This window comes from Sediminicoccus sp. KRV36 (assembly GCF_023243115.1).
In the GTDB taxonomy this organism is placed as follows: Bacteria; Pseudomonadota; Alphaproteobacteria; order Acetobacterales; family Acetobacteraceae; genus Roseococcus.
In genome coordinates this window covers 2736114-2763075 of record NZ_CP085081.1, presented here as the reverse complement: position 1 = coordinate 2763075, position 26962 = coordinate 2736114, and the positions used below count along the sequence as shown (strand labels likewise).

Sequence of the window (26962 nt, the reverse complement as noted above, 5' to 3'; positions counted from 1 at the left end):
GAGCTTGATCTTTCCTTGACCGGCAGGGCGGCACATATGCACATGCACAAGCTGTCGCGCACCCCTCCCAGAAGGGCGCAAGACACCATATGTTGAAGAGAATTCAGAATTGGCCGATGGGTGCGCCTGTGTAGGCGTGCGTGTGGCAGCAGCGGAGATCTCGGTACAAATGTCTTGGAACAATGGTGGACCGAGCCCCTGGGGCAATCCGCGTCCTCCCGGTGGTGGGGGAAATGGCGGCGGTCCATGGGGTGGACCGCCTTCCGGACCGCCAGGCGGCGGCAATCGCGGCCAAGGCCCCGATATCGAGGAAATGATCCGCAGCGCCCAGAACGCCGTGCGCCGGTTCCTGCCGAGCGGCGGGGCCGGCGGCGGCAAGATGATCGCCCTGGCCGGCGTCGTGCTGGTCGGTGTGTGGGCGGCTTCGGGCTTCTACCGGGTGCAGCCGGATGAGTTGGGCGTCGTGATGCGCTTCGGGGCGTTCGATCGCACCGCGCCGCCCGGCCTGAACTATCGCATTCCCTACCCGGTGGAGACCGTGACCACGCCGCGCGTGACGCGCATCAACCGCGTGGATATCGGCTTTCGCGGGGCGCCTGACAGTGCGCCCGGCGGGCGCGTGGTCTCGGCGCGGGATGTCCTGGCCGAGTCCCTCATGCTGACGGGCGATGAGAATATCATCGACATCGATTTCGCGGTGTTCTGGCGCATCCGGGATGCTGGCGAATTCCTGTTCAACACGCGCAATCCGGAGGAGACGGTGAAATCCGCCGCCGAATCCGTGATGCGTGAAGTCATCGGCAAGACGCCCATCCAGCCCGCCCTGACCGAGGCCCGCGCGCAGATCGAGCAGGATGTCCGCCGTGGCACCCAGGCGATCATGGACCAGTATCGCGCCGGCATCGAAATCACCCAGGTGCAGATGCAGAAATCCGATCCGCCGGCCGCCGTGGTGGAATCCTTCCGTGACGTTCAGCGCGCCAATGCCGACCGCGAACGCGTTCGCAACGAGGCGGAAAGCTTCCGCAACGACATCATCCCCCGCGCCCGTGGCGAGGCCGAGCGCATGTTGCAGGAAGCCCAGGGCTTCCGCGACAGCCAGATCGCCCGTGCCCGAGGTGAGGCCGGCCGCTTCACCGCCGTGCTCAGCGCCTATACCCAGGCTCAGGATGTCACCGTGCGCCGCATCTATCTGGAAACCATGGAAGAAATCTTCAAGCGCAATGGCATGACCCTGGTGGATGACCGCCTGCAGGGCCTCGTGCCCTTCCTGCCGCTGGGCGAGGCGCGCGGCGCCGCGCCGACGGGCCAGACTCAGCCCCGGCCCGCCATGCCGCCGGCGGCCATCGCCCCGGTGATCCAGCAGCAGCGCGGCGGGGTGGGCCGATGAACAAGCTCGCCATCGCGGCCGGCATTGCCGTCGCCGCCCTGTTCGTCGCCGCTTCCAGCTTCTTCACCGTGCAGCAGACGCAGCAGGTGCTGATCACGCAGTTCGGCCAGCCGATCCGCGTCATCCAGACGCCTGGCCTGAATGTGAAGCTGCCCTTCATTCAGGCGGTGATTGTGTTCGACCGCCGCCTGCTCGACTTTGAAGCGCCCGGCGAGGAAGTCATCCTGGGCGATCAGCGCCGCCTGATCGTGGATAGCTTCACCCGCTATTCCATCACCGACCCGTTGCTTTTCTTTCAGACGGTGGGCGCGACTGAGGCCGGCATTCGCGGACGGTTGAACTCCATCGTGACCTCCTCGCTGCGGCGCGTGCTGGCGGGCGAGAGCCTGTTGGCCGTGCTCAGCGCGGATCGCGGCCGAATCATGGGTGAAATCCGCCGCCAGGTGAATGACGAGGCGCGGCGCTTCGGCATCGAGGTGACGGATGTGCGCATCCGCCGCGCCGACCTGCCGGATGAGAACACGCAGGCCATTCTCTCGCGCATGCAGTCCGAACGTGAGCGCGTGGCCCGTGAAGCCCGCGCCGAGGGCGCCGAGGTCGCGGCCCGCATCCGTGCCCAGGCCGAGCGCGACCGGACGGTGCTGCTGGCGGAAGCTGAAGCCACGGCCGCCATCCAACGCGGCACGGGCGAGCAGGAGGCGATCCGCATCTTCGCGGAGGCCTTCCAGCGAGACCCGGAATTCTTCCAGTTCTGGCGCACCATGCAGGCTTATCGGGACGTCTTCTCGACCGGCGAGTCCCGCATGGTGCTGACGCCCGAAAGCGACTTCTTCCGCTACTTCCGGGAGATGCCGGTGCGCCCGGCCACGCCGCGCTGAAACTCTTTCACACTGGCGTGCCGGCCACGCCAGCCTTAGCTTGTCCGTGATGCCCCTGGGGTGGTGTTCCACCACCCCAGGCTTCTCTCTTTCCAGAGGTGCTCGCCCGATGCGGCTTGTCGCAACCGCCCTTCTCCTGGCTTTCTCCTTCCCCGCGATGGCCCAGCAAGCCGCCGCGCCCGCCATGGCGCCTTTCGTGGCGCCCGAAAGCTTTGCCCCCCTCGTGCGGAACCTGCTGCCGGCGGTGGTGAATATCTCCACCTCGCAGAATGTGGCGCCGCGCCCTGGCCGGCCGGATGCGCCGGAGACGCCGCAGGCCCCGCCCGGATCGCCCTTCGAGGAATTCTTCCGCGACTTCTTCAACCGCAACCGTCCGCCCGGCGGGCCGAACGGCCAGCAGGGTGAAGCGCCACCCGCGCCCAACGCCCCGGGTGCGCCCAATCGCCCGGCGCCGCGTCGCGCGCAGTCGCTTGGATCGGGCTTCATCGTGGATGCCTCGGGCATCGTCATCACCAACAACCACGTGATTGACGGCGCCGATGAGATCAATGTCATCCTGCAGGACAACACCTCGCTGCGGGCCACGCTGATCGGCACCGATCCTCGTACCGATCTCGCCGTGCTGCGCGTTCAGCACACGGCCCCCTTGCCCTTTGTCCCCTGGGGCGATTCCGACACGGCCCTGGTGGGCGATTGGGTCGTGGCCATCGGCAACCCCTTCGGCCTGGGTGGCACCGTGACCGCAGGCATCGTTTCGGCGCGCGGGCGGGATATCCGCCAGGGGCCCTTCGATGACTTCATCCAGACGGATGCCGCCATCAATCGCGGCAATTCCGGCGGCCCGCTCTTCAATATGCGGGGCGAGGTGGTGGGCATCAACACCGCCATCTATTCGCCCACTGGTGGCTCGATCGGCATCGGCTTCTCCATTCCCTCCAACCTGGCGCGCGGCGTGGCGCGACAATTGGCCGATGGTGGGCGCGTGCGGCGCGGCTGGCTCGGTGTGAACATCCAGCAGGTGACGGATGAGATCGCCGAAAGCCTTGGCCTGCGCGGTGGCACGCGCGGCGCCCTGATCGCCCGCGCGCAGGAGGGGGCGCCCGCCGCCGCTGCCGGCATCCGCAATGGCGATGTGGTGCTGCGCTTCAACAACCAGGAAGTACGCGAGATGCGGACCTTGCCGCGCATCGTCGCCGAAACCGCCGTGGGCGCGCAGGTGCCCGTGGTGGTCTGGCGTGATGGGCGAGAGGAGACGGTGACCGTCACCCTTGGCGAATTGCCGACGGAAGCGACACCCGCCTCCACGGCGCCCACGCAAACCCCGCGCCCCGACCGGCCGATCGAGCTTTCCGGCCTGGGGCTGCGCGTCACGGCGCTCACCGCCGAGTTGCGGGAGCGTTATCGCCTGCGGCCTGAGGCGCGTGGCGTGGTGGTGATGGAAGTGCTGCCCAATACGCCGGGCGCCGAGCGGGAAATCCGTCCGGGCGACCTGATCCTGGAAGTCCAGCAGGAGCGGGTGACCACGCCGCAGGAATTGCAGGAGCGTATCGAGCGCCTGCGCCGCCAGGGCAGGGCCACAGCACTCTTCCTGATTGAAAGCCAGCAGCAGGGGCAGCGTTTTGTGCCGCTGCGCCTCGCGCCGCCACGCGGCGCGCCGGGCTGAAGCTGGGGGCAGGGCCCGGATTTGGCGCTCTTGTCATTCTGCGGGGCTTGCCCCGCGGAGTGACCGGAGTTGTCTCAGCCCAGCCGGATCTCGCCCGCCTTCCTGCCCCGCATCCAGGCCCACATCCCAGCTGCCCGCCCGGCCCACTTCACCCGCCGCTCATCACCCCGCCGCAGAGCCGCCTTGAGCGCAAGCCCCGGCCATTCCGCCAGCGCCAGCCGCCACGCCGCCGCGCGCCCGTGATGCTTGGCTTCCAGATGCAGCCGCGACCAGCCCTGGTGAAACGCCTTCCAATGCGAAAGCCGGGGTGAGGGGGCTGAGCTGGCCCCGCCTTCATGCCGCACCCGCACCCCGGCCACATGGATCAGTGCATGCCCCGCCGCCCGCACCCGCAGGCACAGGTCATCATCCTCGAAATACAGGAAAATCTCCGGGTCGAAGCCGCCCAGCGCCCGCATTACGGACATCCGCAGGAACATGGCCGAGCCGCCGACATACCAGCAGCAGGCATCGCCCACCGGTTCCACCACCGGCCCGCGCAGGCGCCGGAAGGGCAGGTCATGGCCGAACTGCATGTGGCCTTCCCCGGCGATCACCTCGGGCGCCAACAGTCCGGCCTCAGGGTAGCGGCGCGCGGCGGCGATCAGGCCCGCGATGGTCTGCGGCTCCAGCGTCGCATCGGCGTTCAGCAGCAGGCCGAATTCGGTGCTGACCTCGGCGAAGCCCAGATTGGCCCCGGGCCCGAAGCCCAGGTTGCGCGGTGCCCGTATCACCCGCGCCGAGGGCCGGGCGGCCCGCGCCACATCGGCGCTGTCATCGGGGCTGGCATTATCCACCACGATGACCGGGCAGGCCTCAGGGATCGCGGCCAGGCAGGACGGCAGCAGCGCCGCCGAGTGATAGGCGACGATGACGACCGTGCACTGCGCCTCCGTCTTCACGGACGCGGCCTCACGGACGCGCGGTGGCGATCTCGGTCAGCGCCTGGAAGAAGGCGGCAATCGCGGCCTCCGGCTCCATCGCCACGTCAAAGCCCGTCTTGGATTCGGCGCTGCCGACGGCGACAAGACCACCCGACCAGAAGCCCTCGGCCCCTTCCTCGGGCAGCATGGCGTATTGCAGCATCGCGATGCCACCCGGTCCCCGGTAGGAGATATAGGGGCAGCGCTTGAACTTCTTGGTGCGCACGCCGCCGCCGGTCTTGGGCGCGCCGCTGGAGGCCAGCAGCGCATGCGGCGTGGTGATGCCGCGCGCCTTGGCCGTGGCGGGGGAGAGGTCGAACTTCGTCAACGCCTCGACCGCCACCGCCTTGATGCGGGCCACGGCCGCGTTCAGCGCCTCATCCGGGGGTGCCCGGTTGCCCGGGGGCAGCACGCGGCGCTCGGAGAGGGCCAGCTTCGCGGCTTCCCGGAACTCGGTCGCCTTGCCGTGCAGCTTGGTGTTGGGGCCAGCGAGGATGGCTTCGGCATTGGCCACCATCGCCTTCAGCTCGGCCGCAGTCTTGCCGGAGAGATCGAGGCTCATGCCATGTTGACCATGATGGTCTTCTTGTGGGTGAAGTGTTCGAGCATGGCTTCGAGCGATGCCTCCTTGCCGAGGCCGCTGCTCTTCACGCCGCCATAGGACAGGTTCGCCTGGACGACGAGATTTTGATTGATCTGCACAAGCCCCGCTTCCAGCCGATGCGCGAGGTCAAGCCCGACCTTCAGATTGTTCGTCCAGAGCGATGCCGCCAGGCCGTATTCGCTGTCATTCGCCTCGGCCAGCACGGCCTCGGGGTCGTCGAAGGCCTGGATCACGGTGACCGGGCCAAAGATTTCCTCGCGCACCAGGCGCGAATTGCCATCAAGGCCCGTGAAGATCACGGGGCGCAGGAACAGGCCCTTCTTCAAGGCGCTGTCGGTCGGCATGGCGCTGCATTCATGCGCCACCGCACCGGCGGTCGCCTTGCCCTCGGCGATGAAGCCCTGGACCTTCTCGAACTGGCCCTGGCTGATGATGGTGCCGATATCGGTCTTTTCGTCCAAGGGGTCGCCCATCACCATGCCGTCCACTGCCTTCTTCATCTCGGCCACGAAGGCATCGAAGATCGGGCGTTCAACATAGATGCGGCTGGCGGCGGTGCAGCTCTGGCCCTGGCGGGTGAAGCGCATGGAGGTGAGCGCGCCGGAGACGGTCTTGGCGAAATCGCAATCGGCAAAGACGATCATGGGCGACTTGCCGCCCAATTCCAGCGTGACAGGCACCAGCTTCTGCGAGGCTGCCTTGGCCACGATCTTCCCCGTCTCGACCGAGCCGGTGAAGGTGACCTTGCGCACCAAGGGGTGCTCGACCAGCGGGGCCCCGCATTCCGGGCCCATGCCACTCACCATGTTGAAGCAGCCGGCGGGCAGGACGCGGTTCATCAATTCGCAGATGCGCAGCACGGCGAGTGGCGCTTCCTCGGCCGATTTCACGACGACGGTGTTGCCGGCGACCAGCGCGGGCGCCACCTTCAGCGCCATCAGCAGCATCGGCACGTTCCAGGGGATGATGGCGCCGACCACGCCCAGCGGCTCGCGCACCGTCACACTCAGCACATTGGGGGCGAAGGGCACGCTCTCGCCCTTAAGTTCGGAGCCGAGGCCGCCGAAGAATTCAAACACATCCGCGACGACACCGGCTTCCACGCGGCTTTCCGTGCGCAGCGCCTTGCCGGTTTCCAGCGCGATGAGCCGGGCCAGCTCCTCCTGGTGTTCCTTCAGCAGAGCGGCGCATTGATGCACCAGGGCGCCACGCTTGCGCGCCGGGACCTTGGCCCATTCCTTCTGGGCGCGGGCGGCATCCCGCACGGCGGCATCCACATCCTGCGCATCGCCCTCAGCCGCGCGGGCCACTTCGATCCCGGTGGCCGGGTTCACCACGGCGAAGCTCTGGCCGCTGAGGGCGGGCACATAGCGGCCGCCAATGAAATGCAGGCCGGACAGCGCCGTGGCCAGCTTCTGCTGGTCCAGGCAAGGGGCGGCGGGGGTGGGGTGCGGCGTGTCGAGCATGGGCATGTTTCCTGAGGGCGCGTCTGGCGGCGGACCATGCGCCGGATGGGGGGGCAGGGGCAAGCCTTGCCGGGCCGCACCTTGGGTCCCGCGGGCGCGGGGGGGGTGATCGGGAAGGGGGCATCGCGCGCGTGGTAGCGGCGGGGAAGCCCCCTATCCCGCTGGGCGCTTGATCGAGACCAGCGCCATGCCGGCATTCACCGGGCGCTCGGTGACATTGTAGCGGTGGATCGTGGTCGGCGTGCCCAGGGCCGCGAGATCATCCAGCAGGTCCAGCCCGAAATCATTATAGACCAATGACCGTCCGCCCTTGCCGTCGCCATGGTAAACCTCGGGCAGGAGATGAACATCCTCCGGCCCATCCACCGCCACGCGCTTGGTCGTGTGCGGGACCAGCGGCACCGCCATCGGAATCGTGAAGACATGCGCGCCGCCGGGCGTCAGGATGCGCGCGATTTCTGCGAAGCCCCGCAACGGATGGCGGATATGCTCGAAGATATCCGAGGTGATCACCAGGTCCACCGTCGCATCGGCCATGCTGAGCGCCATCAGGTCCTGATTGGACACGCCGTCGCGCATGTCGCCGCTTCGCAGGTCACTCCAGTAGAAGGACTTCATGTAGTGCGGCAGGCCCTGGAAGATGCGGCGGAACGGGCCGGCGACGCCAGGCTCGAAGATGACCAGCCGGGCGAAGCGCGGCTCCCGCGCCAGGGCGACGAGGCTTGTGGCGCCAGGCCCGGGAAACAGGCTGAGGATGGCGTCCGCCTGCACGCGATAGCGCAGGGTCGCCCCGCAGCCGCTGCAATCATAGGTCTCGCGGATGGCGCGCTTGGCGCGGGTGAAGACGCCCTGGGCGCCGCACACGCTGCAGGTGGATGAATAGGCGTGGTGCGGGAATTCCGCGCCCATCGGTGTCTGTGCCAAGCGAGCGACCTTTCCCGCGCCGAGGGGATGCCCTCCGTCAGGCCGGCATGGCCCAACCGTCTGCGGATTTAGCGGATTTGTGCCCGTGCGGCCACTCGGCCAGGCGGCCCACTTCGCAGGCCCGTCTTGCCGCCGCCCCCGCCCGCGCATAATCACGCGGGACGCACCGGAGCCATGACATGTCCCAGCCTTCCGGCCCCCTCAAGGGCCTTCGCGTTCTCGACCTCACCCGCGTTCTTGCCGGGCCCACCTGCACGCAGATGCTGGGCGACCTGGGGGCGGAGATCATCAAGATCGAAAAGCCCGAGAGCGGCGATGACACGCGCGGCTTCGCGCCCCCCTTCTGGCCCGAGACGAAGGAGAGCGCCTATTTCCTCGGCGTGAACCGCAACAAGCAGTCCGTCACGGTGGATATCGCCAAGCCCGAGGGCCAGGCCATCATCCACAAGCTGCTGGAGCATTGCGATATCCTGGCCGAGAACTTCAAGGTCGGCGCGCTGGCCAAGTACGGCCTGGGGTATGAGCAGTTGCGCGCGAAGTATCCGCGGCTGATCTATTGCTCCATCACCGGCTTCGGCCAGACTGGCCCCTATGCGCCGCGCCCGGGCTATGACGCGCTGATCCAGGCGATGGGCGGCATCATGTCCCTGACGGGTGAGCCCAATGGTTCGCCGCAGAAGGCGGGCGTTCCGGTCGCGGATTTGTTTGCCGGGCTGTATGGCTGCATCGGCATCCTGGCCGCGGTGAACCACCGCCACGCCACGGGTGAGGGCCAGCAGATTGATATCGGCATGCTGGACACGCATGTCGCCTGGCTCGCCAACCAGGGCATGAACTATCTGGCCACGGGCGAGAATCCGCCGCGGCTGGGCAATCAGCATCCCAATATCAGCCCGTATCAGGAATACCCGACACAGGATGGCTACCTGATCCTGGCGGTGGGCAATGACCCGACCTTCGAGCGTTTCTGCAAGAATTTCGGCCTGGAGGAACTGCCGGGTGATTCCCGCTTCGCCACCAATGCCAGCCGCGTCGCCAACCGTGACCTCGTGACGCAGACGCTGACGCCGGTGATGAAGTCCAAGACCACCGCCGCCTGGGTGGAGGCGCTGGAGGCGCTGAAGATCGGCTGCGGCCCGATCAATACGCTGAAGGATGTCTTCGCCGACCCGCATGTGATCGCGCGGGAGATGGTGGTGAAGATGCAGCACAAGAGCGGCCAGGAAATCGAGGTCATCGCCAACCCCGTGAAGCTTTCCGCGACGCCGCCCGACTATCGCTCGCCGCCGCCGGTGCTGGGCGAGCACAGCGACCATGTGCTGGGCGGCCTGCTCGGCATGAGTGCGGCCGAGATCGCGGCGCTGCGCGAGAAGGGGATCGTCTGAGGATGGAGCAGCCCCGCATCGGCGCTGTCACCGGATCCTTCGAGGGTGGCACGGTGCAGTTGCGCTGGGCCGAATGGGGCCCGGCCTCGGGCAGGCCCGTGGTGTGCGTCCATGGGCTGACCCGCAATGCGCGGGATTTCGACGCCCTGGCGCGGCATCTGGCCGGGCAGGGGCGGCGGGTGATCTGCCCGGATATTCCCGGGCGCGGCCTGTCCGGCTGGCTGCCTGCGGGCGCGCTCTATGCCGTGCCGACCTACCTCGCCACGCTCACGCCGCTGCTGGCGGGCCTGCCCGAATATGACTGGGTCGGCACCTCGATGGGCGGGCTGATCGGCATGGGCCTCGCCACCATCCCCGGTGTCACGCTGCGGCGGATGGTGTTGAATGATATCGGGCCCTTCGTGCCGGTGGCGGCGCTGGAGCGCATCCGCATCTATCTCAGCACGCCGCGTGAATTCGCCGATGTGGCGGCGCTGGAGGCCTATCTGCGCCAGGTGCACGCGCCCTTCGGCCAGCTCTCGGATGCGGAATGGGCGCATCTGGCCCGGCACAGTGCGCGCGTCACCGCCAGCGGCCGCGTGGTGCTGCATTATGACCAGGCCATCTTGGAGCCCATGCAGGGCGAGCTGAGCGATGTGGATCTCTGGCCGCTCTGGCCGGCGGTGGCCAGCCGCCCGGTGCTCGTGCTGCGCGGCGAAACCTCGGACCTGCTGCTGCCCGAGACGGCCGCGCGCATGGGCGAAACACCAGGCGTGACCATCGCCACCATCGCGGGCTGTGGCCATGCGCCGGCCTTGATGGAGCCATCGCAGATCGCGCTGATCAGCGACTTCCTGGCCTGATGTCGGAGGCCGGGTCCGCGCCCGCGCCTGGGGGCTTCTGGAGCACTATCCAGGCGCTGCTGCCCCGGCTGGTTTCGCTGGTGGGGGGGCTAATCCTGCTCTTCATCCTGGTCGATGAATTGCAGCGCGACGGCATCGAGGTGCAGCCCATCTCGGTGCCGCCACGCCTGATCGAGGCCGGGCTGAACGCCGATGTGGTGGCGCTGCGGCTGAAGGACGCGATCCTGCATCTCCAGGACACTGTGGGGGGCGAGCCGCGCCGCCGCACCGGGGCCGACGTGGGCGGCACCCATCCGGATTTCACGGTGCCACTCACCGGGCTTTCGCTGCGCTCCCTGGCCAATGCGCTCCGCGGCTTGCTGGGGATCCCCGAACGTCGTGTCTCGGGTGAAATCACCCTGGATGGCGAGGTGCTGCGGCTGCGCCTGCGCCTCTCGGGCCAGGGCGTCATTGCCGATGTGACGGCGGCCAACCCCGATGCGCTGATCCGCGCCGGCGCGCCGGAGGTGTGGCGCGTGGTGCAGCCGATCCTCTACGCCTGGTGGCTCTCCAGCGAGGCGCCCAGCGAAGCCCAGATGCGCGAGACACTGACCGAGATGGCGCTGCATGCGGGCTCGGACCGGCAGCTTCAGCGCACGATCCAGCTTTTGCTGGCGCGCTCCCTGGCCCGGACCGGCGAGGCGGAAGCAGCGCTGGCCATCAACGACACCCAGCTGCGCGAATCCCCGGGCTATGCCCCGGCGATCTATGGCCGCGGCCGCGCCCTGCGCGAACTTGGCCGCCTGGATGAGGCGATGGAGGCGTTCGAGGCCGCACAGCGCATCCTGCCCAACACGGCATTTCCGCGCGTCGGCATGGCGCAGGTGCTGCGCGACCGGGGGCAGAACCAGGCGGCATATGATCTGCTGCAACCCGTGGTGCGGGATCAACTGGTAGATGCTCAGGGGCGGGTGGAACTGGCCCTGGCGCTCATCGCCCTGGGTCGGGCGCGAGAGGCGCTGGTCCATGCGCGCCGCGCCGTCGCCGAGGATGCGAAGAACCCCTCGGCGCATACCGCGCTGGGCGAGGCGCTGCTGGCCGAGCGCCAGCCCGAGGCGGCACTCCTGGCTTTTGACGTGGCCATCGGCCACGGCCCGCTATGGGGCGAGGCACATCTGGGTCGGGCGGCGGCACTGACGGCGCTGGGCCGCCGCGCCGAAGCGCGCGATGCGCTGGAGCATTCGCGCGCCGTGATCGCGGCCACGCCGCGGCTGCGAGAGAGGCTGGCGCAGCTCAGCCTGTTCTGACGCTATTCCGCCTGGACGCCCGCGGCGCGCAGGATGGCCGTCTGCCGTTCCACGCTGGCGCGGAGCAGGGCCATGACCTGCTCAGAACTGTCGTAGCCCGCGCGGGGCGCCACGCCGGCCAACTCGCCCAGGCGCGGCGCCGTCTGCTGGATGGCGGCGCGGAAGGCTTCGCCCAGGGCGGCGACGATGGCGGCGGGGGTCTGCGCGGGGGCGAGGATCGGGAAATACTCCTCCAGGATCACGCCGGGCAGGCCGGCTTGCGGCGCGCTTGGCACATCCGGCAGCACAGGCGTGCGGCTTTCCGCCAGCACGGCCAGGGCGCGCAGCGTGCCGCCGCGGATCTGGCCGATGGAGGAGGCCATGGTGGGCAGGCCGACCCGCACCTCGCCAGCAACCAGCGCGGCCACGCTCGGCCCGCCGCCACGGTAATGCACCAGTTCGGACTCGACGCGCGCGGCGGAGCGGAACAACTCGGCCGCGACATGCACGCCGCTGCCGCTGCCGGTGGAGGCGATGTGAAATCCATGGGGATTGGCGCGCATCAGCGCCACCAGTTCCTGCGCGGTGCGGGCCGGCACCTGCGGGTTCACGACCAGCACATAGGGCGAGAAGCCGGCAACCGCGATGCCGACGAAGTCCTCCAGCGTATTGTAGGGCACGCGCGCGACAATGGCCGGGACCGTGGGGTGGGAGGAGTTGATCAGCAGCGTCAGCCCATCGGGCGCGGCGCGCGCCACCACCTCCGCGCCGATCACGCTGCCCGCGCCGGCGCGGTTCTCGATGACGACCGGCTGGCCGAGGATCTGGCCCGCGGACTCTGCCACGATGCGGCCGACAATGTCGTTCGAGCCGCCGGGGGCAAAGGGCACGATGAGGCGGATGGGCCGCGCCGGGCGCCAGGCCTGGGCGTGCAGTGGCAGGGGCGTGAGGGCGGCGGCAAGGCCGGCGGCCATGGCTTGGCGACGTGTGGGCACGGGAGTTCCCCCTGGGTTCGGGCCTCTGGATCGGGCCCGGTTTGTGTCGGGCCTGTTGCTGCCCGAGACGGCCGTTTGCATGGGAGAAGCCCTCAGCGTGACCATCGCCCCTATCGCGGGCTGCGGCTATGCGCCGGCCTTGATGGGGCCATCGCAGATCGCGTTGGCCGGCGACTTTCCCGGGTAGCAACGTAAGCGAATGAAAGCTCTAGCTTTATTGATATTAAATCAGCTTACTAATGTCCCTAGGCGCTCAATCACAGCGGGAACGCTCCCCGTGCGCAGCAATCCCTGGTCAACGTCCCTATAGAGAGAAAAGCTTCGTTCCACAAAATCTTCCAGCGACAATTCGCGCGGCTCGCCCTCCTTGAGGCCGTGAATGCTGCGCAGGAAATTTGCCCTACTGGGCACGCCGGCGCGCCGCGCTACTGGTTGGAAGACTGGCCAAGTAAGCAATTTGCCAAGATCATCTGGCAAACCTCGGGGTATGCCGGCACTCGCGGGCACCACTCCACCGTTTACCAAAGCCGCATGGGCTAGTCCGGCGAGCGCGAACACTGTTGGGTGATTTGTCGTATGCATGAAGGGTGTGCCTTCGGCGGTCCACATACGAAGCAGCGGCTCAAGATCGTAACCGGCAGCGGCGAAATTTGCCTTAATTGCGTTGCGGGCATCGTCATAAACCGCAATATAGCCAAGTTCTGCGAATACCAGACTGTTATAAAGGCGGCAGACCCGCTTCACATCGAGCCCCATACAGAATCCTGCGACAGCGATTGCTGAGTGGTAATCACTTTCGGTGCCGCGGAGAATGGTTCCGTCACGGCCCAGGTAGACGCAGTCGGGATGGAACCCCGCGAATACAAAGGTCGGCAGATAAATGAAGTTAATATTAGCTGTGCGCAACGACGTCGGACGTAAGGGCGACTCTAAGTTATGATCGCCGAATTGGCTGATGACCAAATCGTACTGTTGCAAGGTAGATGCAATTGCAGCCTCAGTCAGATGCGGCACTGCGGCTGGTTGGCACGAGGAGATTTCTGCATGGGGCAGCATCACGCGCGCGGCTATCGCCATACCAATCGTCTGACAGGTTCCTACAAAAAGAATCTTCGGTCGATCAGGCATGGCGTTAGTCATGTCCGCCCTCAATCGCTTCCTCATCACAGATAATGTTCTGTATTTCATTGATAAGGCTAGCCTGATCAACCAGCGCCGGAACGACAACATCCACAGAAGTGCGTGAAACGTGTTCTGATTTTGTATTTACCTCTTCTTCTCTATCCAAATAATGTTTCATAAAAATAGACATCACATGCGCAACTCCTTGATCGCAAACCTCACGCAGATCGTCTTCAAAAAAGGTGCCGCGCGCATGCGGGCCAGTGATTATTTCATATGATGGAAAATAAACAACGTCCTCGAACTTGCGCACCGCCTGCTCGGCAACAACCCTTAGGGCTGATTTGCTGTATGTGGTAGCAGTCAGTACATGTTGATCTTCATATGTCGCAATTAAAGCGACTGGAGAAACTGTCAGTATGATCCGGCAAGCAGGATTGATACGCCGAAGACTTGTTATGAATGCACAAAGATCAGTGTCCATTTCGGCGACTGAGAAATGGTGAAATCTGTACGGCGTAGTATCTTCCATTTTTGTTACCACGCCCGGCGCTAGCGGGACGACCGCGCCATCAGGTGCCACCCACCCTTCGGTCAAGCCGAGAGTAAAAATGAATACGTCACATTCCTCGAACATGCGGCGTACGGCTTCGAGATGTACCTCTCTCTCCGCGACGACCTCATCAGCGTGAGCAAAACCTGCATCTTGGACGCGAGGCCGAAACGGATCAACGAAGCGACCATCCGAGCGTTGCCAAACGAAATCTTTCGGATCAAACAATCCATACGCTCTCTGGTACAATTGAAGTAACTGGCGGATCGTATAAATGTTTCCAAAGCGCGCTGAGAATGTTCCATAGTTTTGATCTTGGCTGAACGGAAAATGTGGCCTTTCCTCGGTCACGAAATAGGCGAACCCATTTTTCTTTAGCGTCCGGGCAATGTGCTGGGCAAAGCAACTTCCTGCTGTCGCCACACGACTTGTCGGGCCAATCCGGAATGCAGGCCGCACTACCGGATCGACCTCTGTTGGTGCGCGGCCTGAAACGCTCCGCCGCCAGAACTGGCTCGCTGATTTAGTCAGATAAGGGTTGGATATCTGATTTCCTTCAGGTGGAGCCTTAGATTAAAAATGGGATGCCAGCGCAAATAAGTCAATACATGGTAATTTAGGTTGACGTCGGTCGATCTTTTGTGCTGTCCCGTTACTCTATTCGTTAGCATGGAGCAGAATACCCGCCAAGGCTGATGAGCATTGATTTCCTGAGTTTGCGGCACGATCATCTGTCAGCCGTCGGTCATTTTCCATGGCCTCGGCATTTCAAGAATGAGGATGCGTGCGCGGAGCGACCTAGGCAGCAGATACAAAACCGCTGCACTTCACCCCGCCTTGAGCAACCGCGCCGCCTTCACCGCGAAATAGGTCAGGATGCCATTCGCCCCCGCGCGCTTGAAGCACATCAGGCTTTCCATCATCGCGCGGTCATGGTCGAGCCAGCCGCGCTCCACCGCCGCCATCAGCATCGAATACTCGCCGCTCACCTGATAGACGAAGGTGGGTGCGCCGAATTCGCGCCGCACGCGGTGCAGCACATCGAGATAGGGCAGGCCCGGCTTCACCATCACCATGTCGGCCCCCTCCGCGAGATCGAGGGCCACTTCGCGCAGCGCCTCGTCGGTATTCGCGGGGTCCATCTGGTAGGTCTTCTTGTCGGACAGCACCGGGCGGTTGGCGTTGGTGGGGGAGCCGACGGCATCGCGGAAGGGCGCGTAGAAGCCGCTCGCATATTTGGCCGCGTAGGACATGATGCGCGTGTGGATCAGCCCCTCGGCGTCCAGCGCCGCGCGGATCGTGCCGATGCGCCCATCCATCATGTCGGAGGGGGCGACCACATCCACGCCCGCCCTGGCCATGTTGACCGCCTGGATGATGAGGCGCTCCACCGTTTCCTCATTATGCACCTGGCCATCGCGCAGCACGCCGTCATGCCCATGGGTGGTGTAGGTATCGAGCGCCACATCGCCAATGAGGCCGAGGCCCGGATGCGCGGCCTTCAGCAGCCGGGCGGCGCGGCAGGTGATGTTGTCGGCTTCCAGCGCGCCGGTGCCATCCTCGTCGCGGTGTTCCATCGGCGTGTAGGGAAACAGCGCGACGGCGGTGATGCCGAGCGAGACGGCCTCGGCCACGTGTTCGGCCGCCATGTCGGGGCTGACGCGGAACACGCCCGGCATGGAGTGGACCTCATCCTTCTGGCCGGTGCCCTCGGTGAGGAAGATCGGCCAGATAAGATCACTGGGCGTCAGCGCGTTTTCCGCAACCAGCGCGCGGTTCCAGGCATCGCGCCGGTTGCGGCGCATGCGCGTGCTGGGGAAGGCGCCGGCAAAATGGGTCATGCCAGGGCCTGCTCCAGATCGGCCAGGATATCGTCAATATGCTCGATGCCGATGGAGAGGCGGATATAGCCGGGTGTCACCCCGCTCGCCGCCTGCTCGGCCTCGTTCAACTGGCTGTGGGTGGTGGTGGCCGGATGGATGGCGAGGCTGCGCGCATCGCCGATATTGGCGACGTGGTAGAACATCTTCAGCTTCTCGATGAAGGCCTGCCCGGCTTCCTTGCCGCCCGCCAGTTCGAAGCCCATCAGGCTGCCATAGCCGCCCTTGAGATGCGCCTCCGCCCGGCGGCGTGCCTCGCCCTCGGCCAGTGAGGGGTGAATGACGCGCGTGACCTTGGGGTGGCTGGCCAGATAGGCCGCGACGCGGATCGCATTGCTGCAATGCCGCTCCATCCGCAGCGGCAGCGTCTCCAGCCCTTGCAGGAACATGAAGGCGTTGAAGGGCGCCATGGGGGCGCCGATGTCGCGCAGCAGGCAGGTGCGCATCCGCAGGATATAGGCGATGGGCCCCAGCGGCTTGGCCGCCTGCGACCACACGGCGCCGTGATAGCTGGGGTCCGGCTTGTTGAGCGTGGGGAAGCGATCACCCCCCGCTTCCCAGTCGAAATTGCCGCCATCCACGACGATGCCGCCGATGGAGGTGCCATGCCCGCCGATCCACTTGGTGGTGGAGTGCATGACGATGGCCGCGCCATGCTGGAAGGGGCGGCACAGGATGGGGGCGGCGGTGTTGTCCATGATGAGCGGCACGCCGAGCCGGCGCCCGATGGCCGCGACCTCGGCGATGGGAAACACCTGCAGCTTCGGGTTGGGCAGCGTCTCGGCATAGTAGCAGCGGGTGCGCGCATCGGTGGCGCGGGCAAAGGCTTCGGGGTCGGCCGGGTCCACGAAACGGACCTCGATGCCGAATTGCTTCAGCGTGTTCGCGAACAGGTTGTAGGTGCCGCCGTAGAGGTCGGTGCTGCTGACGATGTTGTCGCCCACCTCGCAGAGGTTCATCACGCAGAAGCTGGTCGCCGCCTGGCCCGAACCCACGGCGAGTGCCGCGGCCCCGCCTTCCAGCTGCGCGATGCGCGTCTCCAGCGCGTCGCAGGTCGGGTTCATGATGCGGGTGTAGATGTTGCCCAACTCCGCCAGCCCGAACAGCCGCGCGGCATGGCCGGTATCCTGGAATTGGAAGCTGGTGGTCTGATGGATCGGCACCGCGACGGAGCCGGTATTCGGGTCCGCGCGATGGCTGCCGCCATGCAGGGCGATGGTCTCTGGATTGGTGTAGGTCATGCTGGCTTCCCTCGCTTTGCGAGGGAGCGTGCCATCACTCGCCCGGCGTTGGAAGGGCGCGCCAGGCGATGTCGCTCCGGCAGAAGCCCTCCGGCCAATCCACCAGGGCCACGGCGGCATAGGCGGCGGCCCGCGCCTCGGCGAGGGTGGCGCCCGTGGCGCCGATGCCCAGCACCCGGCCTCCATGGGCCACCAGCCGCCCGGCCTCATCCTGCGCCGTGCCGGCGTGGAAGATCTGCACGCCCGGGACCTGGGCCGCGGCTTCCAGCCCGCGGATTTCGGTGCCCCGCAGCGGCGTGCCGGGATAGCCCCGCGCCGCCATGACGACGAGCAGGCTGGCCAGCTTCTCCCAGCGCAGCTCGAAATCCCGCAAGCCGCCCTGGGCCGCGGCCAGCAGGGCGGGCAGCAGATCGCTGCGCAGGCGCAGCATCAGCGCCTGGCATTCCGGATCACCGAAGCGGACGTTGAATTCCAGCAGCTTCGGGCCTTCGGCCGTCAGCATCAGCCCGGCAAAGAGCACGCCCTGGAAGGGCGTCCCGCGCCGCGCCAACTCGGCCAGCACGGGGTTGATGCACTCGGCCATCACCTGCGCCTGCAAGGCTGGCGTGAAGGCGGGCGGCGGGGAATAGGCGCCCATGCCGCCGGTATTCGGGCCGGTATCGCCATCCCCCACGCGCTTGTGGTCCTGCGCCGCACCCAGCGGGATGGCATGCGTGCCGTCACACAGCGCGAAGAAGCTGATTTCTTCGCCGATCAGGCATTCCTCGATGACCAGGATGCGGCCGGCCTCGCCATGGATGCCGGCTTCCATCATTTCGGCCACGGCTTCCTCGGCCTCGGCCAAATTGAATGCCACCACCACACCCTTGCCGGCGGCCAGGCCGTCGGCCTTCACCACGATGGGCGCGCCTTGTTCGCGCAGATAGGCGCGGGCGGCATCCGGGTCCGTGAAGCGGCCATGCGCCGCGGTGGGGGCCCCCGCGGCATTGGCAATGTCCTTGAAGAAGCTCTTGCTGCCCTCGAGTCGCGCCGCCGCCGCGCGGGGCCCGAAGCACAGCAGCCCCGCTTCGGCGCAGGCATCGGCCAGCCCCAGCGTCAGCGGCGCTTCCGGCCCGACGACCACGAGATCCATCGCCTCGGCCTTGGCGAAGGCGACCAGTGCGGGGATATCCTCGGCCCCGATGGCCACGCATTCCGCCACTTCGGCGATGCCGGGATTACCCGGCGCGCACCACAGGCGGGTGAGCAAAGGCGAGGCCGCGATGGCCCAGCACAGCGCGTGTTCGCGCCCGCCGCCGCCCACAACAAGAATCTTCATTCGATGACTGCCTCCGCAAAGCCAAAATCCGCCCCTATAAGTCATGCATGGACGGGATCGGTGCCAATGTTCCGGAGTACGGTGTGGGCGAGTTGGCGGGAGCCATCAAGCGCACGCTGGAAGGCGCCTTTTCCCGCGTGCGCGTCCGCGGCGAGCTGACCGAGGTCAAACCCTACGCCTCCGGCCATATCTACCTCTCGCTCAAGGAGGAGAATGCCAAGATCGAAGCGGTGATCTGGAAGGGCACCGTCTCCCGCGTCGGCCTGCGCCCCGAGAACGGCATGGAAGTGGTGGCGACGGGCCGCCTCTCCACCTATGCCGACCGCTCCAAATACCAGCTGGTGATCGAGAAGCTGGAATATGCGGGCGCTGGTGCGATGCTGGCGCGGATCGAGGCGCTGAAGGCGGCCCTGCTCAAGGAGGGGCTGTTCGATACCGAGCGCAAGCGCGCCTTGCCGCTGCTGCCCCGCGTCATCGGCGTGGTGACCAGCCCGCAGGGTGCGGTGCTGCAGGATATCCGAACCACGCTGGCACGGCGCTTTCCGCGCCATGTGATCCTCTGGCCCGTGCCGGTGCAGGGGGAGGGGGCGGCGGAGAAAATCGCCGCTGCGATTCGCGGTTTCTCCGAATTGCCGCCGGGCGGCGCGATTCCGCGCCCCGATGTGATCATCGTCGCGCGCGGCGGTGGCTCGCTGGAGGATCTGATGGCCTTCAACGAGGAGGTGGTGGTCCGTGCCGCCGCCGCCTCGACCATTCCGCTGATCTCGGCCGTGGGGCATGAGACGGACACCACGCTGATTGATTTCGCGAGTGACCGCCGCGCGCCCACCCCCACCGCCGCCGCCGAGCTGGCCGTTCCCGCGCGGGTGGAGCTGGCGGCTGATCTGGCGCAGCGCGCGGCGCGGATGGACAACCGCATCACCGCCCGCCTGCGCGAGGCGCGGCTGCATCTGACGCGCGCCGAGGCCGGCCTGCCCGACCTGCCGGCCCTGGTGAACCTGCTCCGCCAACGGCTGGATGACCGCGCCGAGCGGCTGCGGGCGGCCCTGCCGGGCTTTGTCGTGGCCAAGCGGGCCGAATTGACGCGGCTCGGCGCCGGCTTGCGCCACCCGCGGGAGGCCATCGCCGCCGGCACCCACGCGCTGCAATCGCTGGATCAGCGGCTGCGGGCCGCCTGGGCGCGGGCCTCCGCGCGGCGCCTGGCGGCCCCGGCGCTGGCGCGGCTCTCCGCCGGCCCCGTGCTGGCGCTGATCCGTGAGCAGGCGGCGCGGGTCGAGGGCCTCGCGGCCCGGCTGGAGGCTGTCAGCTACAATGCCGTGCTGGCGCGGGGTTTCGCGCTGGTGCAGGGCACGGATGGCACGGCCTTCTCATCCGCCGCGCAGGTCGCGGCGGGGGCCAGCCTGACGCTGACCTTCCAGGATGGCGTCGTGAAGGCGGTGGCGGCCGGCGGCAAGCCCAGGCAAGGCAGCCTGTTTTGAGGCGCCGCGCCGCCCTTGCCCTGCCGGCCCTGCTGCTGGCGCGGCCAGCGGCGGCGGTGGAATGGCGCGGCACGCCGGCGCAAGGGACGCTGCTGATCGGCCAGGGCGCCCAGGGCGCGCGGATCACGCTGGATGGCCAGCCCGTACGCGTCTCGCCCGAGGGGTTCTTCGTGCTCGGCTTTGGCCGCGATCACGGGCCGCAGGCGGTGCTGAGCGTGAACGGGGTGGCGCGCAGCATCGCCGTCGCGCGCCGGGAATGGGATGTGCAGCACATCACGGGCCTGCCGCCCGCCCAGGTCACGCCCGATGCCGCCGCACTGGAGCGGATCAGGCTGGAGCGGGAGCGGCTGAATGCCGTGCGCGGCGTCGATTCGTCTCGAGTGGATTTCGCCGGTGGCCTGGCCTGGCCGGCGCGCGGGCGCATCAGCGGGGTATTCGGCAGCCAGCGCGTCTTGAACGGCCAACCGCGCCAGCCGCATTTCGGCCTGGATGTGGCGGGGCCGGTGGGCACGCCCATCCTGGCGGCGGCGGCCGGAAAGGTCACGCTGGCGGCCGATTTCCACTTCTTCGGCAAGCTGATCGTGCTGGATCACGGCCATGGGGTGAACACGCTCTATGCCCATCTTTCCGCCATGGATGTGCGCGAAGGTGATGAGGTTCGCCAAGGTGGCCGCCTGGGGGCCATGGGTGCGACGGGCCGCGTGACCGGCCCGCATCTGCATTTCAGCCTGGGTTGGTACCGGCTTTGGTTGGACCCCCAGCCGCTTCTTGCGGCCTGAGATCCGATTTTATTACCAATTTTTTAGCCCTGGGCGCTACCTTCTCGTTCAGCTTCGGTTTATCTAGCGAAGTAACAGGTGGTTCCGGCGGGTGGTGTTTCAGCTCTCCTTCTTCCTCAGCGTGTCGGAAAGTTCAGGGCATTCATGAACGTGATTCACCACGAGGCCCCCAAGGCCGATTCGCCGGCCGGGACCTCCGCCGCGGCCGAGGTGACGGAGCCGCCGGCGCGCAAACCTTGGCTCTGGTTGGGGCTGGCCGCGGCCGTCGCGGCCGGGGGCTATGTCTATCTCAATCGGGCCGATACCACGCCGCCGCCGCCGCCCACTGTTGAGCGCCTTCCGGTCGGCGAATTCCGCCTGAATGACAATGAAATGCGCGCCCTGCGGATCGAGCCCGTGGTGATGCGCGAATTCCGCCCCGAGCGCCTGGCCGAGGGGCGCATCGCCTATAATGACGATCGCTCGACGCCGATGCTCGCTCCCTTCACGGGCCGCGTGATCCGCGCCTTCGCCCGCGTGGGTGATCGTGTCGAGGCCGGCGCACCGCTTTATGAGGTGGAGACGCCGGACGTCACCACCGCCGCCAATGAACTCCTGGCCGCGCTGGACAATGTGCAGAAGACCCGCGTGGCGCTGGAGCAGGCGCGGCGCGAGGAGGCCCGCCAGCAATCGCTGTTTTCCGCCCGCGCCGCCTCACAGCGCGATGTCGAGCAGGCGCGCGCCGCCGCCAATGCCGCCGATGCCGATGCCCGCAGCGCCGTGGCCCAGGCCGAGGCGCAGCGCGACCGGTTGCGCGTGCTGGGCCGCACCGCCGAGCAGATCGCCGAGATCGAGCGCACGCGCCAGGTCAGCGGCATCATCACCGTGACGGCGCCCCTGGCCGGCACCATCACCCAGCGCCGCGTGGGGCCGGGCCAATGGGTTTCGGCCGGGCAGGGCGATCCGGTCTTCACCATCGCCGATCTCTCGACCATGTGGCTCGTCGCTGCCGTGCGGGAGCTGGATGTGCCGCTGATCCAGGTGGGCCAGACCGTGGAGGTGACCGTCGCCGCCTTGCCGGGCCGCGCCTTCCCCGCGCGTATCGTGCGCACCGCGGCCGGCCTTGACCCGGCCACCCGCCGCCTGACCGTGATGGCCGAGGTGCTGGACCCCGAAGGCGTGCTGCGCCCCGAGATGTTCGCGAATTTCCGCATTTCGGTCGGCGAGGCGCAGCAATCGCCGGCGGTGCCGGCCAGTGCCGTGATCTTCCGCGGTTCGGAGGCCAATGTGTGGGTGGCCCTGCCGGAGGGCCGCTTCATCATGCGCAAGATCACGCCCGGCATCCGCGCGGGTGACATGATTCAGGCGCGCGATGGTATTCAGGCCGGCGAGCGCCTCGTCACCGGCGGCGCCCTGTTCATTGACCGCGCCGCGCGGATTGATTGACGCCAATGGCTGAGAGACCGACTCACTGCCTCGTCGGCAAGCCGCCTCACCAGATCGGGCTGGCTTTCGCGAGGCCGCTTCACGGCTTCGGCGGCAAGCCGCCTCACCAGATCGGGCTGGCTTTCGCGAGGCCGATTCACTGCTTCGGCGGCAAGCCACCTCACCAGATCGGGCTCTGAATGCGCCAAATTGTCGCCATCTCGCTGCAGCAGCGGGCTCTGGTCATTCTGCTGTTCATCGCCTTTGTGGCCGTCGGCGCCTACGGCTTCCTCAAGCTCAATATCGAGGCCTATCCGGATCCGGTGCCGCCGCAGGTCGTCATCATCACGCAAAACCCCGGGCAATCGGCCGAGGAGATCGAGCGCTATGTCTCGATCCCCATCGAGCTTGCGATGGCGGGGCTGCCCAATCTGAATTCGGTGCGATCGACCAGCCTGTTCGGCCTTTCGGATGTGCGGGTGCAGTTCACCTTTGCCTATAATTACGAACAGGCCTTGCAGCAGGTGCTCAATCGCCTCGCCGTCCTGCGTGACCTGCCGGATGGGTCCAACCCCACCATCAGCCCTCTTTCACCCATCGGCGAGATCATGCGTTACCGCGTGGTCGGCCCGCCCGGCTTTTCTCCGGATGACCTGAAGGTGTTGCAGGAATGGGTGCTGGAGCGCCGCTTCAAGCGCGTGCCGGGTGTGGTGGACGTGACCAGCTTCGGCGGCCGCAGCAAATCCTATTCGGTGACGATTGATCTGCCCCGCCTGAATGCCTTTGGCCTGCAATTGCCCGCCGTGATCGAGGCGGTGCGCAGCGGCAATGCGACGGTGGGGGCCGGCATCATCCAGATCGGCCCACAGGCGGCCGTGGTGCAGGGCATCGGCCTGATCCGCAGCCTGGATGACATCCGCAACATCGTGCTCAGCGCCTCGGCCGATGGCTCTCCCGTGCTGCTCTCCGATGTCGCGACCATCGAGATCGGCGCCCTGCCGCGCATGGGCATTGCGGGGCATGAGCAGGATGAGGATGTCGTGCTTGCCACCGTGCTGATGCGCCGCGGCGAGCAGACGCTGCCCACCATCCATGGCGTGCAGGAGGAGGTGGCCCGCATCAATGCCGGCGGCGTGCTGCCGCCAGGCGTGCGCGTGGTGCCGATCTATGACCGCGAGGATCTGGTGAAGCTCGCCACCCACATGGTGGTGCACAATATCATCGTGGGTGTCGTGCTGATCCTGGTGATCCAGTGGCTCTTCCTGGGCGATCTGCGGGGCGCCATCGTTGTTGCCGCCACCATCCCCTTCGCCTTCTTCTTCGCCGTGCTGGTGATCCTGGCGCGCGGCGAAAGCGCCAATCTGCTGAGCATCGGGGCCCTCGATTTCGGGCTGCTGGTGGATGCGACCATCATCATGGTCGAGAATATCTACCGACATCTGGCCATGGCCCGGCGCAATCCGCATCTCTATGCGGGCGGGCAGGCGGCGGGCGGCCTCTCGGGGATTTCGCTGATCATCCTGCGCGCGGGCAGCGAGGTGGGCAAACCCATCCTCTTCGCCCTGCTGATCGTCATCGTCGCCTTCATCCCGCTGTTCACCATGGGTGGCATCGAGGGGCGCATCTTCGGCCCCATGGCCAAGACCTATGCCTATGCCATCGCGGGTTCGCTCATCGCGGCCTTCACCATCGTGCCGGCACTCTCCGCCGTGCTGCTCAGCGAAAACAGCCAGGAGCGGGACACGCCGCTGGTCCGCGCCCTGCGTTGGTCCTACGCGAAGCTCTATCACGCGGCCATGGCGGCGCGCGCCTTCGCGCTCACCATCGCGGCCATGCTGGTGGCGGTCTCCATCTTCGTACTCTCGCTGCTCGGCGCCGAATTCCTGCCGACGCTGGAGGAGGGCAATCTCTGGGTGCGCGCCACCATGCCCGGCACCATCTCGCTGGAAGAAGGCCACGCCACGGTGCAGGGCATCCGTGCCACGCTGATGGAATTCCCCGAGGCCGTGACCGTCACCTCGCAGCAGGGCCGCCCGGATGACGGCACGGACCCGGCCGGCTTCTTCAACGCCGAATTCTTCATCCCCATGCGCCCGCCCGAGCAATGGACGACGGCACCCCACCGCGATGGCCTCGTCGCCGCCATCAATGCGCGTCTCTCGGAGCGTTTCCTCGGCGTGCAGTTCAGCTTCGCCCAGGCGATCAGCGACAACGTCCAGGAGGCGGCCTCGGGCGTGAAGGGCGCCAATGCCATCAAGATCTTCGGCACCGAACTCGATGTGCTGACAGCGCGGGCCGAACAGATTCGCGGGCTGCTGACCCAGGTGCGCGGGCTGACGGATGTCGCCGTCTTCCCCACGCTCGGCCAGCCCACCGTCTCGGTCACGATTGACCGCGCGCGCGCCGCGCGCTTCGGCCTGCGCGTCGAGGACATCAACGATGTGATCCAGGCCGCGATCGGCGGGCGCGAGGCGGGGCGCCTCTACGAACCGGGTGGAGACCGCAACTTCCCCATCGTGGTCCGCCTGGCCGAACCTTTCCGCAACAGCCTGGACGCGATCGGCCGCATCCCTGTCGGCGGGCCGCGCGGCGCCGTGCTGGCGGATGTGGCGAATATCCAGCTCGTCTCCGGCACGGCCTATGTCTATCGCGAGGATGGCAGCCGCTATGTGCCGGTCCGCTTCTCGGTTCGTGGCCGCGATCCGGCGAGCGCGGTGCTGGAAGCCCAGGCCCTGGTGGACCGGGAGGTGCGGCTGCTACCCGGCTACCGGCTCGACTGGGTCGGCGAATTCCGCAACCTGCAGGAGGCGGTGAAGCGCCTGCTGACCATCGTGCCGGTGGCGCTGATCATCATCATGGTCCTGCTCTATGTGCAGTTCGGGAACATCCGCGAAATGCTGCTGGTGATGGCCATGGTGCCGCTGTCCCTGGTGGGTGGCATCCTGGCGCTGGGGGCGGCGGGGCTGAATTTCTCGGTGCCGGCGGCCATCGGTTTCCTGGCATTGTTCGGCATCACCGTGATGGAGGGCATCATCCTGCTCAGCCACTTCAACCATTTGCGGCATGAGGGGATGGCCTGGAAGAAGGCGCTGGATCAATCCGGCCAGGACCGCCTGCGCCCGGTGTTCATGACCTGCTTCGCCAGCTTCTTCGGCCTGCTGCCCATGGCGCTGGCAACGGGCATCGGCGCCGATGTGACCAAGCCGCTGGCCATTGTGGTGGTGGGCGGCATCGGCCTCGTTCCCATCTTCATCCTGGTGGTCTTTCCGGCGCTGATCGATCTGCTGGGGCGCCCGCGCGATCTGGCGCGGCAGGAGGCCGCATTGGCCAGCCGGCGCGAACGCGCGGGGTTGCCGGCATGAGGGCCGCCCCCACCCTGGCGCTGCTGCTGCTGGCCACGCCCGCGCTCGCGCAGACTCCGTCCCCCATCGCCGCACCGAGTGCGGCCCGCCCGGCCCGGACGGCCGGGCCGGGCATGATCCCGCTGCCCCTGCCGCAGGGGACGCGCGTGCTCTCTCTCGATGCGGCGGAGCGGCTGCTGCTGGAGCGCAACCTCAATGTGGTGGCGGCACAGCGCGGGGTGGATGCGGTGCGCGCGCAGCGGCTGGTGGCCTCCTCATTGCCGCCGCCCCAGATTTCGGTGGGCAACAACTTCGCCGAGTTCAACACCACGCAGGGCAATCGCGTTCAGGGTGCCCGCTTCATCAGCCCGGCCAACAACATCGCCGTGGGGCTGACCGGCCTGATCGAGCTGGGCGGCAAGCGCACATTGCGCACGCGCCTGGCCGAGGAAAACATCGGCGTGGCCGAGGCGCTGGTGCTGGACACGCTGCGCGGGCAATTCTTTGCCCTGCGCCAGGCCTTCATCGCCGCTCTGGGCGCGCGGGCCAATCTGGAAGTGGCGCTGGGCAATCGCGGAAGCCTGGACCGCACCGAGGCGCTGCTGCGCCGGCAATTGCAGGATGGCGCGCTGCCGGAGGGTGACCTGCTGCGCTTCCAGGCCAGCCGGCTGCCCTTCGAGGCGGATGTCACCGGCGCGGCGCTGGCCTATGCGGCGGCGGTGGCGCAGGTCGCTGTCGCGCTCTCCATGGACGCCGCGGCCTTCACCTCCTCCCAGGGGCAGGGCGCGTTGCCACCGGTGGCGCTTGATGTGCGGGGCCGCTTCGATGCCATGCCCACCCCCGGTGTCACGCGCGATGAATTGGCCGAGGCCGTGCAGAACCGGGCCGATGTGGTGGCCGCAACCCGCGCCGCCGCCGCCGGTGCGGCCAATACCAGCCTGGCCGAGGCGCAGCGGTGGCGCGATGTGACGCTGAATGGCGGCTGGAGCCGCTCGCGCCTGTCGCAGGATTTGCCCAGCGCCTCTGAACCGCTGAACGCGACCAACCAATTCACCTTCAGCCTCTCTGTGCCGCTGTTCACCAACCAGATCGTCACCGGCAATATCGGCACGGCGGCGGGCCAGCAGGCGCAGCTTGAAGCGCAGGCGCGCCAGGCGCTGTTGCGGGGCCGCGTCGATTTCGCCACCGCCTGGGCGGCCTATGAGCAGTCCCGCGCGCTGCTGCGGCTCTACACGGGCGGCGCGCTGAACCGGGCGGAGCTGGCCTATCGCAGTGCGGAGCAGGCCTATCTCGCGGGGGGGCGTTCTCTGCTGGATGTGCTGGATGCGCTGCGCACGCTGAATGCGACGCGTGTGGCTGCCAACAACGCGCGCGCGGCCTATCTGACGGCGCTGGCGCAGCTGGAATTTGCGACAGGCGTGAGCGGCGTGGCGGCGCGGCTGTAGCCGCACCAGGCGGAGGCGCTACGCCTT

At 67.2% G+C, this 26962-nt stretch carries 21 protein-coding genes; 11 read left to right on the top strand and 10 right to left on the bottom strand.

The genetic code is table 11. The features are described 5' to 3' along the window. Window positions 1-313: 313 nt before the first annotated feature. The 3 genes from hflK to LHU95_RS12920 all read left to right on the top strand — a co-directional run bounded on the left by hflK (window position 314) and on the right by LHU95_RS12920 (window position 3931). A complete protein-coding gene (hflK, locus tag LHU95_RS12930; RefSeq protein ID WP_349292619.1) occupies window positions 314-1390 on the top strand; it encodes an FtsH protease activity modulator HflK in 1077 nt (358 codons plus the stop codon). Next, entirely contained in the window at window positions 1387-2268 is an 882-nt protein-coding gene (hflC, locus tag LHU95_RS12925) for a protease modulator HflC (RefSeq protein ID WP_248707373.1), read from the top strand. The genes hflK and hflC overlap by 4 nt, the downstream gene beginning before the upstream one ends. A gap of 109 nt (window positions 2269-2377) precedes the next feature. Continuing rightward, window positions 2378-3931: a DegQ family serine endoprotease gene (locus LHU95_RS12920; protein WP_248707372.1), complete on the top strand. Its 1554-nt coding sequence runs from the start codon at window positions 2378-2380 to the stop codon at window positions 3929-3931. A 74-nt stretch (window positions 3932-4005) separates the two neighbouring features. Here the strand turns inward: LHU95_RS12920 and LHU95_RS12915 are convergent, their stop codons facing one another. The 4 genes from LHU95_RS12915 to LHU95_RS12900 all read right to left on the bottom strand — a co-directional run bounded on the left by LHU95_RS12915 (window position 4006) and on the right by LHU95_RS12900 (window position 7887). Beyond that, a complete protein-coding gene (locus tag LHU95_RS12915; protein WP_248707371.1) occupies window positions 4006-4872 on the bottom strand; it encodes a glycosyltransferase family 2 protein in 867 nt (288 codons plus the stop codon). 10 nt (window positions 4873-4882) lie between these two features. Beyond that, the gene (locus LHU95_RS12910) at window positions 4883-5455 is read right to left on the bottom strand and encodes a hypothetical protein (RefSeq protein WP_248707370.1); all 573 of its coding nucleotides are present in this window, start codon (window positions 5453-5455) and stop codon (window positions 4883-4885) included. Next, on the bottom strand, window positions 5452-6963 hold the full coding sequence (locus LHU95_RS12905) for an aldehyde dehydrogenase family protein (RefSeq protein ID WP_248707369.1): 1512 nt from the start codon (window positions 6961-6963) through the stop codon (window positions 5452-5454). Before LHU95_RS12905 ends, LHU95_RS12910 begins: the two co-directional genes overlap by 4 nt. A 153-nt stretch (window positions 6964-7116) precedes the next feature. Continuing rightward, entirely contained in the window at window positions 7117-7887 is a 771-nt protein-coding gene (locus LHU95_RS12900) for a methyltransferase domain-containing protein (protein WP_248707368.1), read from the bottom strand. 179 nt (window positions 7888-8066) lie between these two features. Between LHU95_RS12900 and LHU95_RS12895 the strand changes: the two genes are divergently transcribed. Genes LHU95_RS12895 through LHU95_RS12885 form a run of 3 tightly spaced genes read left to right on the top strand, consistent with a single transcriptional unit; the run spans window position 8067 to window position 11400 of the window. Next, complete coding sequence (locus LHU95_RS12895; RefSeq protein WP_248707367.1) at window positions 8067-9272, top strand: CaiB/BaiF CoA-transferase family protein; 1206 nt, start codon at window positions 8067-8069, stop codon at window positions 9270-9272. 2 nt (window positions 9273-9274) lie between these two features. Next, window positions 9275-10114 (top strand): alpha/beta hydrolase, encoded by an 840-nt coding sequence (locus LHU95_RS12890; protein ID WP_248707366.1) that lies wholly within the window; start codon window positions 9275-9277, stop codon window positions 10112-10114. Next, window positions 10114-11400: a tetratricopeptide repeat protein gene (locus tag LHU95_RS12885; RefSeq protein WP_248707365.1), complete on the top strand. Its 1287-nt coding sequence runs from the start codon at window positions 10114-10116 to the stop codon at window positions 11398-11400. Before LHU95_RS12890 ends, LHU95_RS12885 begins: the two co-directional genes overlap by 1 nt. A 2-nt stretch (window positions 11401-11402) precedes the next feature. Here LHU95_RS12885 and LHU95_RS12880 read toward each other — a convergent pair whose 3' ends face one another. From LHU95_RS12880 to purD, 6 genes are all read right to left on the bottom strand, one after another. After that, a complete protein-coding gene (locus LHU95_RS12880) occupies window positions 11403-12374 on the bottom strand; it encodes a tripartite tricarboxylate transporter substrate-binding protein (protein WP_248707364.1) in 972 nt (323 codons plus the stop codon). Between the two features lie 228 nt (window positions 12375-12602). Then, window positions 12603-13514, bottom strand: a complete 912-nt coding sequence (locus LHU95_RS12875) for a WcbI family polysaccharide biosynthesis putative acetyltransferase (protein ID WP_248707363.1) — start codon at window positions 13512-13514, stop codon at window positions 12603-12605. Further along, window positions 13507-14472 carry a GSCFA domain-containing protein gene (locus tag LHU95_RS12870; protein WP_248707362.1) on the bottom strand — a complete coding sequence of 322 codons (966 nt, stop codon included), beginning with the start codon at window positions 14470-14472 and terminating at the stop codon, window positions 13507-13509. The genes LHU95_RS12875 and LHU95_RS12870 overlap by 8 nt, the downstream gene beginning before the upstream one ends. 404 nt (window positions 14473-14876) lie before the next feature. After that, on the bottom strand, window positions 14877-15890 hold the full coding sequence (hemB, locus tag LHU95_RS12865) for a porphobilinogen synthase (RefSeq protein WP_248707361.1): 1014 nt from the start codon (window positions 15888-15890) through the stop codon (window positions 14877-14879). Further along, window positions 15887-17170, bottom strand: coding sequence for a PLP-dependent transferase (locus LHU95_RS12860; RefSeq protein WP_248707360.1), 1284 nt, complete (start codon window positions 17168-17170; stop codon window positions 15887-15889). The genes hemB and LHU95_RS12860 overlap by 4 nt, the downstream gene beginning before the upstream one ends. Before the next feature lie 34 nt (window positions 17171-17204). Next, window positions 17205-18488, bottom strand: a complete 1284-nt coding sequence (gene purD, locus LHU95_RS12855) for a phosphoribosylamine--glycine ligase (RefSeq protein ID WP_248707359.1) — start codon at window positions 18486-18488, stop codon at window positions 17205-17207. A gap of 47 nt (window positions 18489-18535) precedes the next feature. Between purD and xseA the strand changes: the two genes are divergently transcribed. From xseA to LHU95_RS12830, 5 genes are all read left to right on the top strand, one after another. Then, entirely contained in the window at window positions 18536-19966 is a 1431-nt protein-coding gene (xseA, locus tag LHU95_RS12850) for an exodeoxyribonuclease VII large subunit (RefSeq protein WP_248707358.1), read from the top strand. Next, window positions 19963-20745: a M23 family metallopeptidase gene (locus LHU95_RS12845; RefSeq protein ID WP_248707357.1), complete on the top strand. Its 783-nt coding sequence runs from the start codon at window positions 19963-19965 to the stop codon at window positions 20743-20745. Before xseA ends, LHU95_RS12845 begins: the two co-directional genes overlap by 4 nt. Window positions 20746-20889: 144 nt before the next feature. Then, a complete protein-coding gene (locus LHU95_RS12840) occupies window positions 20890-22170 on the top strand; it encodes an efflux RND transporter periplasmic adaptor subunit (RefSeq protein ID WP_248707356.1) in 1281 nt (426 codons plus the stop codon). 179 nt (window positions 22171-22349) lie between these two features. Further along, window positions 22350-25511: a CusA/CzcA family heavy metal efflux RND transporter gene (locus LHU95_RS12835; RefSeq protein ID WP_248707355.1), complete on the top strand. Its 3162-nt coding sequence runs from the start codon at window positions 22350-22352 to the stop codon at window positions 25509-25511. Beyond that, window positions 25508-26935, top strand: a complete 1428-nt coding sequence (locus LHU95_RS12830) for a TolC family protein (RefSeq protein ID WP_248707354.1) — start codon at window positions 25508-25510, stop codon at window positions 26933-26935. The genes LHU95_RS12835 and LHU95_RS12830 overlap by 4 nt, the downstream gene beginning before the upstream one ends. Window positions 26936-26962: the final 27 nt, after the last annotated feature.

Bases quoted from the DNA above. Each gene is read 5' to 3' on its own strand.
- hflK (WP_349292619.1), top strand. From the start codon at position 314: ATGATCCGCAGCGCCCAGAACGCCGTGCGCCGGTTCCTGCCGAGCGGC.
- hflC (WP_248707373.1), top strand. From the start codon at position 1,387: ATGAACAAGCTCGCCATCGCGGCCGGCATTGCCGTCGCCGCCCTGTTC.
- LHU95_RS12920 (WP_248707372.1), top strand. From the start codon at position 2,378: ATGCGGCTTGTCGCAACCGCCCTTCTCCTGGCTTTCTCCTTCCCCGCG.
- LHU95_RS12910 (WP_248707370.1), bottom strand. From the start codon at position 5,455: ATGAGCCTCGATCTCTCCGGCAAGACTGCGGCCGAGCTGAAGGCGATG.
- LHU95_RS12905 (WP_248707369.1), bottom strand. From the start codon at position 6,963: ATGCTCGACACGCCGCACCCCACCCCCGCCGCCCCTTGCCTGGACCAG.
- LHU95_RS12895 (WP_248707367.1), top strand. From the start codon at position 8,067: ATGTCCCAGCCTTCCGGCCCCCTCAAGGGCCTTCGCGTTCTCGACCTC.
- LHU95_RS12890 (WP_248707366.1), top strand. From the start codon at position 9,275: ATGGAGCAGCCCCGCATCGGCGCTGTCACCGGATCCTTCGAGGGTGGC.
- LHU95_RS12885 (WP_248707365.1), top strand. From the start codon at position 10,114: ATGTCGGAGGCCGGGTCCGCGCCCGCGCCTGGGGGCTTCTGGAGCACT.
- LHU95_RS12875 (WP_248707363.1), bottom strand. From the start codon at position 13,514: ATGACTAACGCCATGCCTGATCGACCGAAGATTCTTTTTGTAGGAACC.
- hemB (WP_248707361.1), bottom strand. From the start codon at position 15,890: ATGACCCATTTTGCCGGCGCCTTCCCCAGCACGCGCATGCGCCGCAAC.
- LHU95_RS12860 (WP_248707360.1), bottom strand. From the start codon at position 17,170: ATGACCTACACCAATCCAGAGACCATCGCCCTGCATGGCGGCAGCCAT.
- purD (WP_248707359.1), bottom strand. From the start codon at position 18,488: ATGAAGATTCTTGTTGTGGGCGGCGGCGGGCGCGAACACGCGCTGTGC.
- xseA (WP_248707358.1), top strand. From the start codon at position 18,536: ATGGACGGGATCGGTGCCAATGTTCCGGAGTACGGTGTGGGCGAGTTG.
- LHU95_RS12840 (WP_248707356.1), top strand. From the start codon at position 20,890: ATGAACGTGATTCACCACGAGGCCCCCAAGGCCGATTCGCCGGCCGGG.
- LHU95_RS12835 (WP_248707355.1), top strand. From the start codon at position 22,350: ATGCGCCAAATTGTCGCCATCTCGCTGCAGCAGCGGGCTCTGGTCATT.
- LHU95_RS12830 (WP_248707354.1), top strand. From the start codon at position 25,508: ATGAGGGCCGCCCCCACCCTGGCGCTGCTGCTGCTGGCCACGCCCGCG.